Here is a 16,498-nt window from a genome sequence, read left to right as displayed (position 1 = left end):
ATAATTTATCCGTACGGTTTAGCCTGAATTCATAAAAATCGAAAAAATAAACTACAGTTTCACGTAGCGTCTAAGCCCAGTTAATTGAAAAGCCACTTCATTAGAACCAAACTCCGATGCCAAAATTCAATCTATTCTTTACATCACCACTATCAACGGCATTGCTGCGAAATTGGTAATCGCCCTTTACCACGACACCCGAAACAATGTGATAAGTCAAACCTGTAGTAACATCGGTACGATCGTAGGCCTCATTTTTGGCTAAAGAACCTGCCGTATCGGCATGTGTATCATATTGCTCATAACGTGCAAAAGCAAACAGTTTTTGCTTCTTATTGGTTGGAAGCAAGTTATAGCCTCCTTCAATATACCAACCCTGAAGCGCACTACCCAAGTCTCTGCCTGTCTCGGTGTTATATGCTTCGGTATCGGATAGGGCAGCGTGGACAAATTGACCCCTTGCCGTAAAGCGTTGATAGGCATAACGTGCATCAAAGCCGATCATAGAAATTCCGACATTGGCCCCGTCAATTTCTTCGACATTATCGGTCGCTTGCGTCTTTCCAAAGTATCCCGATAGTCCCAAACGAAGTCCTGAGATACCATAATAATCTAATTTGGTAGAAAAATTAGGGCTATCAACAGTTGATTTAATGCCTTTTTGGCGACCCCCGCGCAAACCGCTAGAGCCTCCTAAAAATCCTGAAAGACCGCCTTCTCCATCAGCTTCGGTCGATTTAAAGCCATTGAAAACATAAGCTTGGTAGCCTAACGAAATATCGTTAAAACGACCACTGACACCCAAACCAAGTTCACGCCACGTCGTCGGTACAATTGCATTATCCATTTCTGGGCGTTCGGTTCCGTTAAACGTGGTCGGTTCGTGGTACTCGTTGATAATACCCATAGGCACTAGCATCAAGCCGCCACGAAGGTTTACATTATTGGCTATATTATAATTTACAAAGGCCTGCTCGACAAATACTTCCTCAACATGTTCGAACTCGATTTCAGTAAAAAACTGAACTTCATCGCTGAACCGGTATCCCAATAATAATACCAAGCGCTGTATATCCAATTCTCCATTATCGCCTTCGGGTTGATTGTATAGCATTTCGCCGTAGGCACCTACGGTAACGGCCGAACCATAATTTCCTGACATTATTCTCTGGGCAGCGTTCAGTTGTTTTTGGGGATCCAACATGATCGAATCCGTCTTTGTTTGAGATAATAAAATTGAAGTGCTCAAGAAAGCGAAAAGAACTAAAGTATGTCTCATTTTTTGGTTGATTTTATTTAGACCGATTTAAAATAGCTAGTAAAATTCAGCGGCAAATTTAATCCCAAAAATGAACATGGCAAATTTAACTTATATTAAATCTAAATAAATCTTCACTTTTAACACAATAATTCCCAATAGCAATTTACAATTGCCTGAAAAGACAAAAAGAATACAGGAGTTCTAAAGTAGAGCGAAGAACGATTGATTATCGGAGGCTTCAGTGAATTTTTGAGTGTACATTTTAACTAATACGCTTAACAATTATGTCACTCCCATTGAAAGGCAAAATACATACATTGTTCACTACCTACATTTTTTATGGCATGGGGAATATTTCCGGAAGCAAAATAAAAATCACCCTCTTGAGCAGTATATTTCTCATTTCCTATCTCCATTTCGGTATCGCCGTTTATCATCAATATAATTTCCGAAGCTTTGTGCGTATGGGGTTCATGACTCTTTATTCCTGCGTTCAAATTGGTCACGTGCATTTCGTAATAAGGACACATTGCCGTGGCGCGGTGAAAATAGTTTCGAATGCCCCCTTTATCATGTTCCTTGAATTTTAAATCATCAAAATCGATTATGAAGGAGCCGCCATCTTTTTTACCACGACGTTGGTCCATTGGTCTTTTCGAACGATAAACCATGGTATAATAGGTAGCGTCTGTTGATGCGCAGGTAATAGACCCTTTATCACCAGGCAGTAAAACCATCACACTATTGGCGCCAATAGTTTTCTTTTTTTTATTTACGGAAACCCGAAGTTCGCCTTCCTTTACAATAACGATTCGCTCGTTTTGAGAATCGTTCAAGCTTATGGGGGCGGAAGCATTCGTCAAATGGACTGTCTTTAGTTCCATATCGTCGAAATAGAAGGTTTCACCAGCCATCATTACCTTGTTTTCATTGTCGTTTGGAAAAGAGTAAACCCCCGAATCTGCTAATTCGGGAACCACATCACTCCATAACCAATTCAATGATTGGGGAAGGATAGCCCCGCCATGATTGCCGTTATGAGCACCGGTACCTTGGACAAACTTATAGTTATACCCCTTAAATTTCAATGCTGATTCCATTTGCAAGTTGGCCAACCACCAATTGCCATATTGGTTGTTAAGGTCATGAGAACCGTCTTGTAGAAATACTTTTATATCCTTTTTATCCTGTTGTCGAATCATGGGGGGATAGGCATGCCCTCCGCGTATATCGGTAAAACTACCAATGTGGCTCAATACTTTATTGAAATGCTGCGGAAAGAACCACGCCGCTGAAAATGCACAGATACCACCTGAAGAAATACCACCAATTCCCCACTTTTTTGGATCATCAGAAATAGTAAAGTTCTTTTTTAGTTCCGGAATCATTTCCTCCAACAAAAACCGACCATAGGTATCGGAGACATCATCATACTCCGTACTTCTGTTGGAAGCTCTCCACGGATTCTCCGGTGTCGGCATATTTTTATCATGCCCCGGATTGATGAACAGGCCAATAGTAACAGGCATTTTTTGTTGGGCTATTAAGTTATCAAAAACCGTGGGTGCCCTAAAGTCCCCATCTTCCTTTACATAAGTGTGTCCATCTTGAAAAACCATAAGCGCTGCCGGCTCCGAAGGTTTATATTGGGCAGGCACATAAACATAGTAATCTCTAATGGTATTCGGAAAAATTGTGCTCTCCCAAGTATGTTTTGTCACTGTTCCATGTGGAATACCTTCATATTTGTCAGAATCTGGACCATGGGGATATTCCTCTTGAGAATAAACCAGAAAGGAAACCAAGAAGGTAAATGAGATAATGGCATTAAGACAAATTCTTGAAATAATGCAGAAGCCTTTATGTGTAGCTGGAAGTGACATAGAATGGTTTATAATTGGATACCTTAAATATAACTATTAAAAACAAAAAAGGTCATCTTAGGTTGGACTGGGAGACTTTCAAGAAAACTTACTAGCGTATACACCTTGATCATCTATACTTTAAAAACAGCTCGGAGGCTTTATTGTAAGCTGCCTCGAATACCATCCAATTAACACCAGAATCAACTTTTTCCGCGGTAAAATAGGATAGCATTTTCTCCGTAGGCATATTTCCAGTAAGTTCATCCTTAGCCATGGGGCAGCCACCAAAACCTTGGACAGCACCGTCAAACCTTCGGCAACCGGCCTTATAAGCCGCATTAACTTTTTCATGCCATTTGGTGGGCGTAGTGTGCAAATGTGCTCCAAATTCAATTTCAGGATATTGTGGTATCAAATTCGAAAAAAGGTAATCGATAGTCTCTGGGGAAGAGGTACCCACTGTATCGGATAGCGACAATATTCTTGCGCCCATTTTGGCCATCTTTTCTGTCCACTCGCCCACAACCTCAACATTCCAAGGGTCACCATAAGGATTGCCGAAGCCCATAGAAATATACGTCACTACTTCTTTATTGGCCGCATTGGCGAGATCAAAAATCTCTTTTAAAACTTCAATACTTTGTGCTATCGTCTTATGGGTGTTTCGCATTTGAAAGTTTTCTGAAATAGAAAAAGGATACCCCAAATATGAAATTGCCTCATGTTGACAAGCGTCTTGAGCACCACGTACATTTGCCACGATGGCCAACAGTTTGCTCTTCGTTTTTGATAGGTCTAATCGAGAAAGAACTTCGGCCGTATCCACCATTTGGGGAATGGCCCTGGGAGATACAAAACTACCAAAGTCAATAGTATCGAACCCGCACCCTAGCAGTGACTGAATATATTTTACTTTCTCCGGCGTTGGAATAAAAGTCTTAATACCCTGCATGGCATCGCGTGGGCACTCAATAAGTTTAACTTTTTCAGACATAGACCTTAAAACTACCCCTTAAAAATACTACTAATTATTCGATAACAAGATAAAGACACCAATGCCGATAAACACAAAAACCTGAAACCATTTGAGGTATCCAGCTATGTTTTCGTTTCTTTTTACATAGTCTGAAATGGTACCTGCCAGAAGGGCAATAAATCCGAAAACAAAAAAAGAGACTACAATAAAAAGCAAACCGAGAATAAAGAATTGTGCCGCAGTGCCCAACGTATCGCTAAATAAAAAACCAGGAAAAAAAGCCAAAAAGAAAAGGGCCACCTTTGGGTTTAACACGTTCATAATAAAACCCTGTCTAAACAATGACCAAACCCCTTTTTTGGGAACGATATCATCAGACAATTTTAAGCTGGCTTCACTTTTTAGCACTTTATAGGCCAAGTAAAATAGGTAGAGCGCTCCGAACAATTTTATGGCAAAAAAAAGCTGGTCATTTTCTCGAAGTAGTGCCGATACTCCGAAGGCAAGCAAACTCGTATGCACCAAACAGCCCGAAAGTAATCCGGCAACAGTGGCCAAACCATACTTTTTACCATGTGCCATACCCTGCATTAAGACATAAATATTATCCGGGCCCGGGGTAATGGCCAAAGCAGCTGTAGCTAAGATAAAAGTGTATAAAATTTCGTAGTTCAATATAAAAGGCTACAGTTAAGTTGTTACAACTTAAAATTTACTTGTATTGATTCTGGGCTTCTTTTCTTCTGGCTTTAAATCTACAAAACCCAAGAGAGTATTCATCATTTTTTATATCTTTCCAACAAACTAAAATAAACCAGATGAAAAATATAGGTTTTACTTTACTATTTATGATGTCGTTTTCCGTATTCGGATTTTCGGGAAGCGAAGAAAAAAATGATATATCCACAGAAAAAATAGAAAATTCAATGGCTCAAGATAGTCTTTTACGTCACGTGGTACTTTTTAAGTTCAAAGAAGGAACAGCCCCAGAAAAAATTAAGGAAATCGAGGATGCCTTTGCGGCATTACCTTCGAAAATTCCACAAATTATTTCTTATGAATGGGGATTGAACAATAGCCCCGAAGGATTGAACAAAGGCTTGACCCATTGTTTCTTTTTGACATTCAAATCTGAGGAAGACCGTGCGATATATTTACCACACCCTGACCATAAAGCTTTTGGAGCCTTACTATCAGGTCATTTAGATGATGTTACTGTCGTAGATTATTGGGCTTCAAAGTAAAGATCAGTCGTCGAATTATATATAACCAACCCTAGTTTTTCTGTTGCGCCAAAATCGCCTTATTGATTCTTTTGATAAGGCTCGGCCCTTCATAGATAAAACCTGTATAGAGTTGTATCAGATCGGCACCGGCCTCTAATTTTTCAAGTGCGTCTTCTGCGGAATGTATTCCGCCCACCCCGATTATTGGAAATGCCTTGTTACTTTTTTCTGCCAAGAACCGAATAACTTCGGTACTTCGTTGGGTCAAAGGTTTTCCGCTTAGCCCTCCATTTTGCTCGGTTAAAACCATATCGGACTTTAATCCTCGACGTTCAATGGTCGTATTGGTAGCGATAATTCCATCAATTTTTGTCGTTTTGACAATAGAGATGATATCCATCAACTGGTTTTCAGAGAGATCAGGTGCTATCTTTAGAAGTATGGGTTTTTCGGGTACCGATTCCTTTCCGGCCTGTTTTGAATTTTGTTTTTTAAGTTCGAGCAACAAAGCGGTCAATGGTTCCTTATCTTGAAGTTCCCTCAAACCTGGGGTATTCGGCGAACTAACGTTTACCACGAAGTAATCGACGTAATTAAAAAGGGCATCAAAACAAATCAGGTAATCTTTGATCGCCTCCTTATTGGGGGTAACCTTGTTCTTTCCGATATTACCTCCTACCAATACTTTATGCTCTTTCTTCAACCGTTCCACCGCATCAAAAACACCCAAATTATTAAATCCCATTCGGTTGATAATCGCCTCGTCGGCCTTTAAACGAAACAATCTTTTTTTAGGATTTCCTTTTTGGGGTTTCGGAGTCAAGGTGCCAATTTCAACAAAACCGAAACCGAAATTCGAAAATTCATTATACAATTTAGCATCTTTATCAAAACCTGCAGCAAGACCAATGGGATTCTTGAAGGTCAACCCGAAAACCTGTCTTTCAAGACGTTTGTCCTCTATTACAAAAAGTGATCTGAAAAGGCCGGAAAAACCCAACCTTGAAAGAAATCGTACCAGCGAAAAGGTCAAATAGTGTGCTTTTTCCGCATCTAACAAGAATAGAAAGGGACGTACAAAAATTTTATACATGGGTTACCGTGAGATTTTTTCAAAAATACGAACTTAAGTATGGTAATCTTATGGAAGCCCGTGATTTTTTCAACAACCTAGAAAAAGTTTCATTCGGGGGAGATGCTATCGGTATAAACTGCGGGAATGACTTTGATAGGGTCGCGAAAAGCCTCTTTACACAAGCTTCTATAACGCTGGTACTGCTTTTCGTTAAAGGTCTCTAACAGTCTTGTGTCGCTTTCTTTCGAAAGTTCGACCATTTTCAGTTGAAGTTTTTTGTATTTCTGTGCCAGTACGATCATTTCTGCTTCTGTGCTCTGCGGATGTTCGGCAAAGAGTTTTTTGGCTTCCTCTTCCAAAACCTTGTTTGAAACCTCAGCCTTGCCCTGAAGTTCTTCTAAAACGGCTATCTGCGCTTCATTGAGCTGGAAAATTGTAATAATGTTCTCCGTTTTGCTACTACCGAGGCCCAAGGTACAATCTGGTAGTTGGGCATGACAGAGAAATGAAATAAAGAAAAGAACTGAAAATGACGCCAAGGCTTTTACAAACATAATTTTAGTTTAAGAAATCAAGTGCGGTCTTTGCACTACTATAAACAGAATTTTTCTTTAAAAATTATATAGTCCATTTTGAAATTTATCGCCGAACTCATCCATTTTTTTTGTTAAATCTGTTATAATACATTTTATATCAAACCTAATAAAAAAGGCCGCGTGAAGCAGCCTTAATCATTTTTTTCCAAAGTAAAAGTAATAAAACTATTTGAGCGAGAAACTTAATCTGGCGAACAAGAACCGTCCTCCGATACCAAATTGCTGTGCCCTACGCGACCAATCAAAGCGGCCCGAACTTCGGTTGCCAAAGGCATCCTCTGCCCTGTCAGGATAGATATCGAACAAATTATTCGCCCCTATGGTAAAGGTAAGGGCATCAGTTGCCTTATACCCTATAGAAAGATCGGTTACCAATTTGGTGCCAAATACCTGTTGATTGGCAACTGTAGTGGTAGCTTCGGTAACTTCCCCAAAATAAACATTTCTTAAAAAAATGATGAACTTATCAGAGGTAAGACTGTTCGATAAATTTACTTTTGTTCTAGGCACCGCTTCTTCAAGATACACTCTACTGTCTTCAGGAAAATAAGTACCGACCAAACCGGCATCTCGCAATACTTGGGAAGCATTGATATCACCAATTTGATTTGTTTTGGAAAATGTACCCGCCAAATCAGATTTCAACCGCCAGTTACTTCCTAAGTCAGTTTTATGGGTAATGACAACATCTAAACCTCGGGATTCAGTATTGATGGCATTGGCAAAAAACGAAGCTGCCGTAGCATTCGCCTGCCTTAACAAATTATCCAATTCCGTACCTGTCCCTGGCCCTTCAAACTGGCCTGTATAAACTACCCTATCATTGATTTCAACGTAATAACCATCAACAGTTAGTGTCAAATTCGCGTCAGGAATTTTTGCGGTGAGCCCCAAACTGACACTGCTCGAAGTTTCTTCTTTTAATTCGGGAATACCCAAAAGTTTTGCCGCCCTACTATCATTGGCAAAAGTGCCCACTTCTTGCGGATTACCTTCATTATCAAAAATAGTGGATGTGGAATTAAAATTGATTTGGTGTAATGAAGGTGCTCTAAAACCGGTATTCACGGCACCACGAATATTCAGATTGTCGGAAACCTTATAACGCGATGCGATTTTAAAGTTTATAGTCGAACCAAAATCACTATAATTTTCAAATCGGGATGCAAAACTAGCCAAGAATTTTTCAGAAAAATCAGCTTCCAAATCTATATAACCTGCAACGCTACTGCGCCCTCTAGACAATTCATTCACTGGTGCAAACCCCGGGAATACCTGTGAGCCTCCCGGTCTGGAATTTCCAAAGAAATCTTGTGAAGGCTGCTGGGAAGCTAAGGTAATCCGCTGTCCGTTTGCAGTATATTGGGCATAAGATGCTTCTTCACCAGCTATAATATCGTAGTTTTCTACCCGGTACTCAGCACCAAAAGCAATGTTCAATCCCGACATCACATCGTCAAAGAATTGGGTCACATCTAAATTTGCGGTGTTTTGTAAAAAAGAAAATCCACCCGCATCAAAGAAAGTTGGAGAGGCATTTTGCATTGAGGCATTGAATGTATTGCCAATGGTGTATAAAAAGGCATTCTTACCATAGGTATTACTCAAATCAACACTCCAATCGCCAATAGAACCCTTTATTCCTACAGATAGCGATTGATCTTTGATATTCGAATTGATTTCCGGTAAAAATCCATTGATATATGCTGGGGTATAGGTTCTGCTCTGATTTGGCAGTCTATAAAAGCCCGCTGAATTTCCAGTACGCGAACTAATTCCGGCAAAGGCATATACTGCTGTTCCATTATCGTCTAACGGAAGTGAGAAATTACCGAATAACCGGCCCCCGCGTAATGCAGATTGGCCCACCCGCATATTATAATCGCTTCGTTGTTGCCCGCGTGCGGCAAGTTCGGCTTGGGTCGCATCGGCACCTAGTACTTCACCCAACTCTTCTTTTGTCGTTGCCCCATTTAAATTGATTCCGGCTTGATTCGCATACTGAATAACATCATCGACGTCATCATCCAACAAATTACTAATATCGTAGCCATCAGAATTGGCAACCCTTTCTACCGTATTGTAAAGATTAAATATTTCACCTTCCCATTCTTTCATTCGGCTATATTCCGACCGTACATCAAAATCACCGGAGAAATTGATAAAGCCTCCGTTATCTCCCAAGGCAACACCGTAACCAGCTGCAATATTCGTGGTTGCACCATCTACACCACCGGTTTGATCATTGGCATTTTTTGTGAAATTGGCTCCCGTGGTAACCGTAGTGGTCAATTCGTTCACACTTTTGTTCAATATTATATTGATTACTCCAGCAATGGCATCGGAACCATATTGTGCAGCCGCACCATCTCTGAGTACCTCAATACGTTGAATGGCCGCTGCAGGAATAGCATTTAAATCGGTTCCAACGCTTCCCCTTCCAAAAGTTCCATTTACATTGATAAGAGACGAAGTATGTCTTCGTTTACCATTAATAAGGACCAGAACTTGATCAGGGCCTAACCCTCGTAAAGAAGCGGGATCAATGTGATCAGTACCATCGGATATTGTTTGGGTATTCGAGGTAAACGAAGGAGCCACAAAATTTAAAATTTGGTTTAAATTTACCTGCGGAGCCACATTATTCAGTTCACTAATATCGATTACATCAACAGGAACCGTACTTTCGGTAGCTGTTCGATTGGGGTTTCTCGACCCTACAATAATAACCTCGGATAGTGCCACACCAGATGTTAGTTGAATACTCATCTCGGTACTATTGACAGTGACTTCTTTGGTTTCAAAACCGATATAGGAAACGATCAAAGTGTCGCCCATGGCTACATCAATAGTAAAATTACCATCAAAATCGGATGTGGTACCCGTTGTAGTTCCTTTCTTGACGATGGATGCGCCCGGCAGCGGCGCTCCATCGTCATCTAATACATTCCCCGTTATCTGTGCATTGGCAAAGCCAACACCCCATAAGAAAACGACAATAAAAAAATAGTGCTTGTTCATATAGTTGTTTTTTTTGAATTAATATTGCCTAAAAGTTACGGAATTTTACCCTTGATTAAGGAAAACACGTAAAAATCATTCAGTATTTACGTTGTACGATGATAGGTAGATTCCATTATTGTATTTTTAAAGAAAATTTTTGATGCAACATATTATTGATCGTTTTATCAGCTATATCTCGATAGACACGCAAAGCGACCCAACTTCAAATACAACCCCCAGTACTGAAAAACAATGGCACTTGGCCAAACTTCTTGTAAGCGACTTAAAGAAAATCGGTATGCCCGAGGTCTCTATTGATGACAACGCCTATATTATGGCGACCTTACCGAGTAACATTGATATCGAAGCACCTACCATAGGGTTTATTTCTCATTTTGACACATCTCCCGATTTTTCGGGTACCAATGTACGTCCGCAGCTCATCACCAATTATGATGGCGGTGATATTATTTTAAATAGAGAGATGGACATTATTTTGTCTCCTGATTATTTTGAAGACCTATTGCTATACAAAGGCCAGACCCTTATTACTACAGATGGTACTACGCTACTGGGGGCCGATGACAAAGCTGGTATCACCGAAATTGTTACAGCAATGGAACACTTGATCGAACATCCCGAAATAAAACACGGGACAATAAAAATTGGCTTTACCCCCGACGAAGAGATAGGCCGTGGAGCCCATAAGTTCGATGTCTCGAAGTTTGCCGCCGATTGGGCCTATACTATGGATGGTAGCCAAGTGGGTGAACTTGAATTTGAAAATTTCAATGCGGCCGGTGCCAAAGTCGTAATTAAAGGAAAAAGTGTACACCCTGGTTATGCCAAAGATAAAATGGTAAATGCCATAACCATCGCCAATGAGTTTATGGAACTACTTCCTCCAAACGAAACACCGCAACGAACCTCAGGTAGGGAAGGCTTTTTTCATGTACATCATATGAAAGGAGAAATAGAACATGCCGAATTCGAATTGATTGTTCGCGACCATGACAAAGGTCACTTTGAAAAACGCAAACAGTTGTTACACGATATTACCAAAGAACTAAACAGTAAATATGGTGGTTGCATTCAATTGGAAGTAAAAGACCAATATTATAATATGCGTGAAAAGGTAGAACCCGTTATGCACATTGTTGACATTGCGAGAGAAGCTATGGAAGCAGTTGGCATAACCCCCATTATCAAACCCATTAGAGGAGGTACCGACGGTTCACAACTCAGTTTCATGGGGCTCCCCTGCCCTAATATTTTTGCTGGCGGTCATAATTTTCACGGGAAATACGAATATGTACCTGTAGAAAGTATGCAAAAGGCGGTTGAAGTTATTGTAAAAATTTGCGAACTCACTGCATCAAAAAATCAGAATGTTTAGTGCAAAATAAGGATATCTAAAAACCGATTATCCCAGTTTTCCAGAAGAAAGCTAAATGCCATTTTCAGCCATTTATGAAGTATTCTAATAACAGCTCGGTCTCCAAATACAACACTTCAGAGATTTAAACTTTAAAAAGCTAAGCTATATCTAGAATTTTGATGCATAGATTCAATTAAAACCAGATGGAAGAAACAATTACAATTTTAATCTACATTCATGCATTTTTAGGTGGACTTGGGCTTATTACAGGTATTGGAAGCGTCATCGCAAAAAAAGGAGGCAAACCTCATAAAAAAATGGGGAAGATATTCTCCTATGCGATGATTACCAGTTCTTTGATTTCTCTAATTATAGCCCGGATGCCCAATCACGAAAATTTATTTTTATTTTTAATCGGCATATTTACCATATATATGGTGTTGGCCGGCAACAGGGCCTTAACATTCAAGAACAAAGCAAAAAACAAAGCGAACATCTTAGACCAAGGCATCTCGGGCATAATGCTAATCGCTTCAATGGGTATGTTAGTTATTGGAATGATTGGATTATTTCAGAAAAATGACGCTTCAATTCTGTATTTGTTCTTTGGAGGGTTCGGCGCATTGTTGACCATAAAAGATTACCAAATGTTCATGAATTTTACCAAAAACAAAAATATGTGGCTCAAAAATCACCTAAGCCGCATGGTTGGTGCGCTCATTGCTTCTTTCACGGCATTTATGGTTGCAGGGCTTCACATCGGAACCATATTTATATGGTTGGCACCAACGATTCTTGGCACCTTTTACATTGTATATTGGAAGAAAAAATTACAGGTGAAACCAGTTGCCAGGGATAATGGTTAACATTAGAAAACTAAACCTGTAAACTGTATTTTTAAGTCATATGGAAAGAACAATGCGATTCTTTACATCAATAATAAACAACTTTGGTGAACAGCCTTAGTAGCTAATAGGAATTGTTCTGAAAGCTAAAGACATGACATACGCGATTTACCACAATTTAGAGATAAATGCGCCTATCTCCAAGATTTTCCAGGCCATAACCGAACCGAAACATCTTGAAAACTGGTGGCCTTTTAAATGTGAAGGAGTTCCTGTCGAAAACGAAGTCTATAATTTTTTCTTTACACCGGAATACGATTGGTATGGCAAAGTTATAATAGTAGAGAAAGACAAAGCTTTCTACATTAAGATGACCAAATCTGATAAGGACTGGGACCCAACCTCTTTCGGTTTTGATTTGGAACAAAAAACAGCTAATGTTCAAATTAAATTCTGGCATATAGGATGGCCATCATGCAACGACCATTTTAAAAGATCATCCTTTTGTTGGGCCATGTTGCTAAGCGGATTAAAACTCTATGTGGAGAAAGGAAAAATAGTGCCTTTTGCAGAAAGAGACTAAATGAGTTTCCGGCTATAAAATCTGATAGCCTACCATAAAATAAAGATTTCCCCCGTGTGCTCCCTAGTTAAAAAGTAGCGACCACCAACCTTATTTTTTATTTAATGTGAGTTCTATTTATAAGAAATCAGTAATTTTAAAGAGCAATCGAGGGACTTTTAGACCACTTTTCAGTTGCAAGCTACAGACAGAAAAGACCATGCGCATACTTCTAGCCATATTGATTTCAATACACGGAATTATACATTTGTTCGGATTTCTGAAAGCATTTGGCATTTCCGAATTTAATGCAATAACCCAACCGATTTCCAAACCTTTCGGAATTATTTGGTTAATGGCATTCATTCTATTTCTAACAACTCTAGTTTTATTCTTAATTCAACACAATGGCTGGTGGATGATTGGAATTTTAGCCGTTTTACTCTCACAGTTTCTGATTATATTATATTGGCAAGATGCCAAGTTCGGTACACTTATAAATTTGATAATCATTACATCCATTCTTATTGCTTATTCCTCATACGACTTTAAGAAAAAGATAAATGGAGAAACAGTTCAAATGCTTACTTCTTCCGAAGCCTCAAAAAAAACTATCGTTTCAGAACAAATGATTACTGACTTGCCGACCATAGTTCAAAAGTGGGTTGTCAATAGCGGTATTTTAGGCAAAGAACTTGTGCAAAACGTGTATTTAGAGCAAGACTTGCAAATGCTCATGAAACCTGAACAACAAAATTGGAACAATGCCAAAGCAAGACAGTATTTTACTATTCAACCACCAGGTTTTAATTGGACCGTAAACCTAAAGATGAACCTTGGTCTGTCACTGGTCGGTAGAGATAAATTTGAGAATGGAAAGGGAGAGATGACAATTAAGCTATTTTCCCTTATTCCAATTGTAAATTCCAAAAACAGTGAAAAAATAAATCAAGCGACATTACAGCGGTATTTAGCTGAAATTGTGTGGTTTCCCTCCGCTGCTTTAAGTCGTGATATCACTTGGGATCCTGTAGATGATTTTTCGGCCAGAGCAACAATGGAGTATAATGGTACAAAAGGTTCGGGAGTATTTCATTTTGACGCGAGCGGAAATTTCAAAAAGTTCGTAACTATGCGATTCAAAGATGAAAAAGATTCCCAACCCACGCAATGGTCTGTTCTCGCAACCAAGACCGAAGAAATCAAGGGTATAAAAATACCCGTGGAATTAAAAGCAAATTGGAAATTAGAGAATGGGGATTGGACATGGTTAAAACTTAAAATAACGGACATTGCGTATAACACGCAAAAAATTCCTGTACCCAACAATCCTAAAAAACCGTAGATCATCCCTGAAGTTCGAACTTAAATATCCGAAGGTTATAAAATGTTAGACCAAGGGTAGTTTCCAGCCGTTATGATAGTTTGCCTTTAAATGTACATTGGCAGCGGTTTCTTTGAAATTTCCTGTCTCGGCATCCCAATAAATACGGTTTCCGGTTTTAAAGGCTACATTACCCATATGGCAAACAAGTGCAGCATCATATCCCACTTTTATAGGCGCATGTAATTTTGAAGCATCCCTACTTTTAACTGCTTCGATAAAATTCACCGTATGCAGGTCGAGTCCGCTACCTTCATTCTTTTGTAGCGGGATACGCTCCATACGATCGTCCTCGGGAATGACTTCCCAACCCTTGCGGTCCAACACAAGTGTTCCATTGTTGCCAATAAAAGAAATTCCGTGGTCTCGGCCGTAATTACCGTTACTTATTCCAGTGGCATGCTCCCAAAGTATCGAGAAGCCGTCATATTCGTAAACGGTTTGCAGGGTATCAGGTGTTTCAGAGGCATCATCTTTATAGGCGAATTTTCCCCCAAGGGCCATTACAGATTTCGGGGTACCGGCCTTCATACCATAAAGCGCATAATCGATAAGATGTACACCCCAATCGGTCATAAGTCCCCCAGCATAATCCCAAAACCATCTAAAATTAAAATGGAACCGATTGGGATTAAAGGAACGTTCTGGCGCGGGACCAAGCCACATTTGATAATCTACCCCCTCAGGTGGTGCACTATCGGGAAGTATAGGCACAGGTTTCATCCAACCTTGGTAGGCCCAAGCTTTAGACAACCGTATTTCACCCAATTTACCTGAATGTACAAAATTAATGGCATCGACAAAATGAGGCTGGCTTCGTTGCCATTGACCAATTTGAACCATTCGATCGCTAGAGCCCACATAATTAAGCATGATGTTGGCTTCTTGAACTGAATTTGCAATTGGCTTTTCACAATAAACATCCTTGCCCGCCATTAAAGCATCGGTCAATTGCAGACAGTGCCAATGGTCCGGCGTACCGATAAGGACCACGTCGATATCAGGGTTCTCCAGCAACTTTCTATAATCTCGATACCACATCGGTTTTTTAAGACCTGCTTTTTCCAAGTCGGCCGTACGTGCCTCAAGAACACTCTTATCTACATCACATAGGGCGATTACGTTTACTTCACTAATCTTCAACATGGAGGTCAGGTCACTAAAACCCATACCATTGCACCCAATCAAACCTACATTGATTCGATCATTAGGACCTACTCTTTTTCGTATAGTGGCCAATAATTCCATAGGAAAGAGAACAGAGGCGCTGGTACCAGCGATTGCCAAGGTGCTCTTTTTGATAAAGTTGCGTCGATTGCTTTGCATATTACAGTATTTACGGCTATGAATATAGCAATTTTAGCGCTAAACAACTACAATAAACAACGAGGGAAACCTTTTAAATTCACTTCCCTTAAGACCAGAAATAAGTTACACGCAGATGTTCAATGAACATAAAAAAATCGTGTAACCTTCAAATTTTGGCAAAAAAAAGCACCAATTTCAAAATTGGTGCTTTTTTAAAAATATTATCGTGCCCTTATTTTTTCTCGGGTGCACTTAGTTTTTTGCTCATCTCTAGAGAAATGGCCGAACGATCAAATTTTAGCTTTCCGGCCATGGTCTCTAAAACACAAGAAGAATCCTTGTCGTTCAGTTCGACCACTTTGCCATGTAAACCACTTTTGGTGATAACGCGATCACCTCGCTTTAATTCTGCGGCAAACTTCTTTTCATCTTTTTGACGTTTCATTTGAGGTCGTATCATAAAAAAATAAGCTACGACAAAAATCAAAATCATCGGAAGAAATTGTCCAATGTCACCCATGTATGTGTTCTTTTTAGTTAATTAATTATTGGGCAACAGGACCCTTTGGTGCGGCATCTTTAGGGGTAACAAAAGCTTTAATACGCAAAAGCTCTTGACCTTTTTCAGTGTTCGCGGTTACAGTTATTGTTTTAGTCACTTGATTTTGCCCTGATCCGTTAAATTTCACCTTTAACTCACCTGTTTCACCAGGAGCAATTGGGTCTTTCGGTGGATCTGGTACCGTACACCCACAGCTACTCTTGGCATCGGTGATAATCAACGGTGCATTACCGGTATTGGTAAATTTAAAAACGGTTTCTTGTGGTGTATTTTGATCGATAGTACCGAAATCGTGCTCCGCTTTCTCGAACTCCATCACAGGAACTTGTTTTCCAGCTTCGTCACGCTCTGCGGCCACGGCCACATTGTCGCTTTTTATTTTGCTTGATGCATTGTCTTTACAAGATGCTGTAATAAACAGACCTACTAAACCAAATGCCAAAATTATTCTTTTCAT

Annotated in this window: 15 protein-coding genes; 5 read left to right on the top strand and 10 right to left on the bottom strand. The window is 39.8% G+C overall.

All coding sequences use genetic code 11. The annotated features are described in order from the left end of the window. Window positions 1–100 precede the first annotated feature (100 nt). The 4 genes from BLS33_RS22575 to BLS33_RS22560 form a co-directional block, all read right to left on the bottom strand. Window positions 101–1,279: a hypothetical protein gene (locus tag BLS33_RS22575; RefSeq protein WP_089895251.1), complete on the bottom strand. Its 1,179-nt coding sequence runs from the start codon at window positions 1,277–1,279 to the stop codon at window positions 101–103. Between the two features lie 269 nt (window positions 1,280–1,548). Continuing rightward, a complete protein-coding gene (locus BLS33_RS22570; protein WP_089895249.1) occupies window positions 1,549–3,144 on the bottom strand; it encodes an alpha/beta hydrolase-fold protein in 1,596 nt (531 codons plus the stop codon). 109 nt (window positions 3,145–3,253) lie between these two features. Beyond that, window positions 3,254–4,120, bottom strand: coding sequence for a hydroxymethylglutaryl-CoA lyase (locus tag BLS33_RS22565; RefSeq protein WP_089895247.1), 867 nt, complete (start codon window positions 4,118–4,120; stop codon window positions 3,254–3,256). A 30-nt stretch (window positions 4,121–4,150) separates the two neighbouring features. Continuing rightward, complete coding sequence (locus BLS33_RS22560) at window positions 4,151–4,777, bottom strand: LysE family translocator (protein WP_089895246.1); 627 nt, start codon at window positions 4,775–4,777, stop codon at window positions 4,151–4,153. Window positions 4,778–4,920: 143 nt separating this feature from the next. On the opposite strand from BLS33_RS22560, the gene BLS33_RS22555 reads away from it, so the two are divergent. Continuing rightward, on the top strand, window positions 4,921–5,346 hold the full coding sequence (locus BLS33_RS22555; RefSeq protein WP_089895244.1) for a Dabb family protein: 426 nt from the start codon (window positions 4,921–4,923) through the stop codon (window positions 5,344–5,346). Between the two features lie 31 nt (window positions 5,347–5,377). On the opposite strand, the gene BLS33_RS22550 is transcribed toward BLS33_RS22555, so the two are convergent. The 3 genes from BLS33_RS22550 to BLS33_RS22540 all read right to left on the bottom strand — a co-directional run bounded on the left by BLS33_RS22550 (window position 5,378) and on the right by BLS33_RS22540 (window position 10,020). Continuing rightward, on the bottom strand, window positions 5,378–6,421 hold the full coding sequence (locus BLS33_RS22550) for a quinone-dependent dihydroorotate dehydrogenase (protein ID WP_089895242.1): 1,044 nt from the start codon (window positions 6,419–6,421) through the stop codon (window positions 5,378–5,380). Between the two features lie 89 nt (window positions 6,422–6,510). Then, window positions 6,511–6,957 (bottom strand): hypothetical protein, encoded by a 447-nt coding sequence (locus tag BLS33_RS22545; protein WP_089895240.1) that lies wholly within the window; start codon window positions 6,955–6,957, stop codon window positions 6,511–6,513. A gap of 207 nt (window positions 6,958–7,164) precedes the next feature. Then, on the bottom strand, window positions 7,165–10,020 hold the full coding sequence (locus BLS33_RS22540; RefSeq protein WP_089895238.1) for a TonB-dependent receptor: 2,856 nt from the start codon (window positions 10,018–10,020) through the stop codon (window positions 7,165–7,167). A 142-nt stretch (window positions 10,021–10,162) separates the two neighbouring features. On the opposite strand from BLS33_RS22540, the gene pepT reads away from it, so the two are divergent. The 4 genes from pepT to BLS33_RS22520 all read left to right on the top strand — a co-directional run bounded on the left by pepT (window position 10,163) and on the right by BLS33_RS22520 (window position 14,132). Beyond that, complete coding sequence (pepT, locus tag BLS33_RS22535) at window positions 10,163–11,398, top strand: peptidase T (RefSeq protein WP_089895236.1); 1,236 nt, start codon at window positions 10,163–10,165, stop codon at window positions 11,396–11,398. 185 nt (window positions 11,399–11,583) lie between these two features. Beyond that, entirely contained in the window at window positions 11,584–12,246 is a 663-nt protein-coding gene (locus BLS33_RS22530) for a hypothetical protein (protein ID WP_089895234.1), read from the top strand. A 133-nt stretch (window positions 12,247–12,379) separates the two neighbouring features. Next, complete coding sequence (locus BLS33_RS22525) at window positions 12,380–12,808, top strand: SRPBCC family protein (protein ID WP_089895232.1); 429 nt, start codon at window positions 12,380–12,382, stop codon at window positions 12,806–12,808. 199 nt (window positions 12,809–13,007) lie between these two features. After that, complete coding sequence (locus tag BLS33_RS22520; RefSeq protein ID WP_089895230.1) at window positions 13,008–14,132, top strand: DUF6920 family protein; 1,125 nt, start codon at window positions 13,008–13,010, stop codon at window positions 14,130–14,132. A 45-nt stretch (window positions 14,133–14,177) separates the two neighbouring features. Here the strand turns inward: BLS33_RS22520 and BLS33_RS22515 are convergent, their stop codons facing one another. The 3 genes from BLS33_RS22515 to BLS33_RS22505 form a co-directional block, all read right to left on the bottom strand. Next, window positions 14,178–15,497: a Gfo/Idh/MocA family protein gene (locus BLS33_RS22515; protein ID WP_089895229.1), complete on the bottom strand. Its 1,320-nt coding sequence runs from the start codon at window positions 15,495–15,497 to the stop codon at window positions 14,178–14,180. Window positions 15,498–15,711: 214 nt separating this feature from the next. After that, window positions 15,712–15,999, bottom strand: coding sequence for a preprotein translocase subunit YajC (yajC, locus tag BLS33_RS22510; RefSeq protein WP_089895227.1), 288 nt, complete (start codon window positions 15,997–15,999; stop codon window positions 15,712–15,714). A gap of 25 nt (window positions 16,000–16,024) precedes the next feature. Further along, window positions 16,025–16,498 carry a DUF1573 domain-containing protein gene (locus BLS33_RS22505; RefSeq protein ID WP_089895225.1) on the bottom strand — a complete coding sequence of 158 codons (474 nt, stop codon included), beginning with the start codon at window positions 16,496–16,498 and terminating at the stop codon, window positions 16,025–16,027.

It is taken from the genome of Kriegella aquimaris (assembly GCF_900103215.1).
Lineage (GTDB): Bacteria > Bacteroidota > Bacteroidia > Flavobacteriales > Flavobacteriaceae > Kriegella > Kriegella aquimaris.
This window is presented reverse-complemented; position numbering and strand designations above follow the sequence as displayed.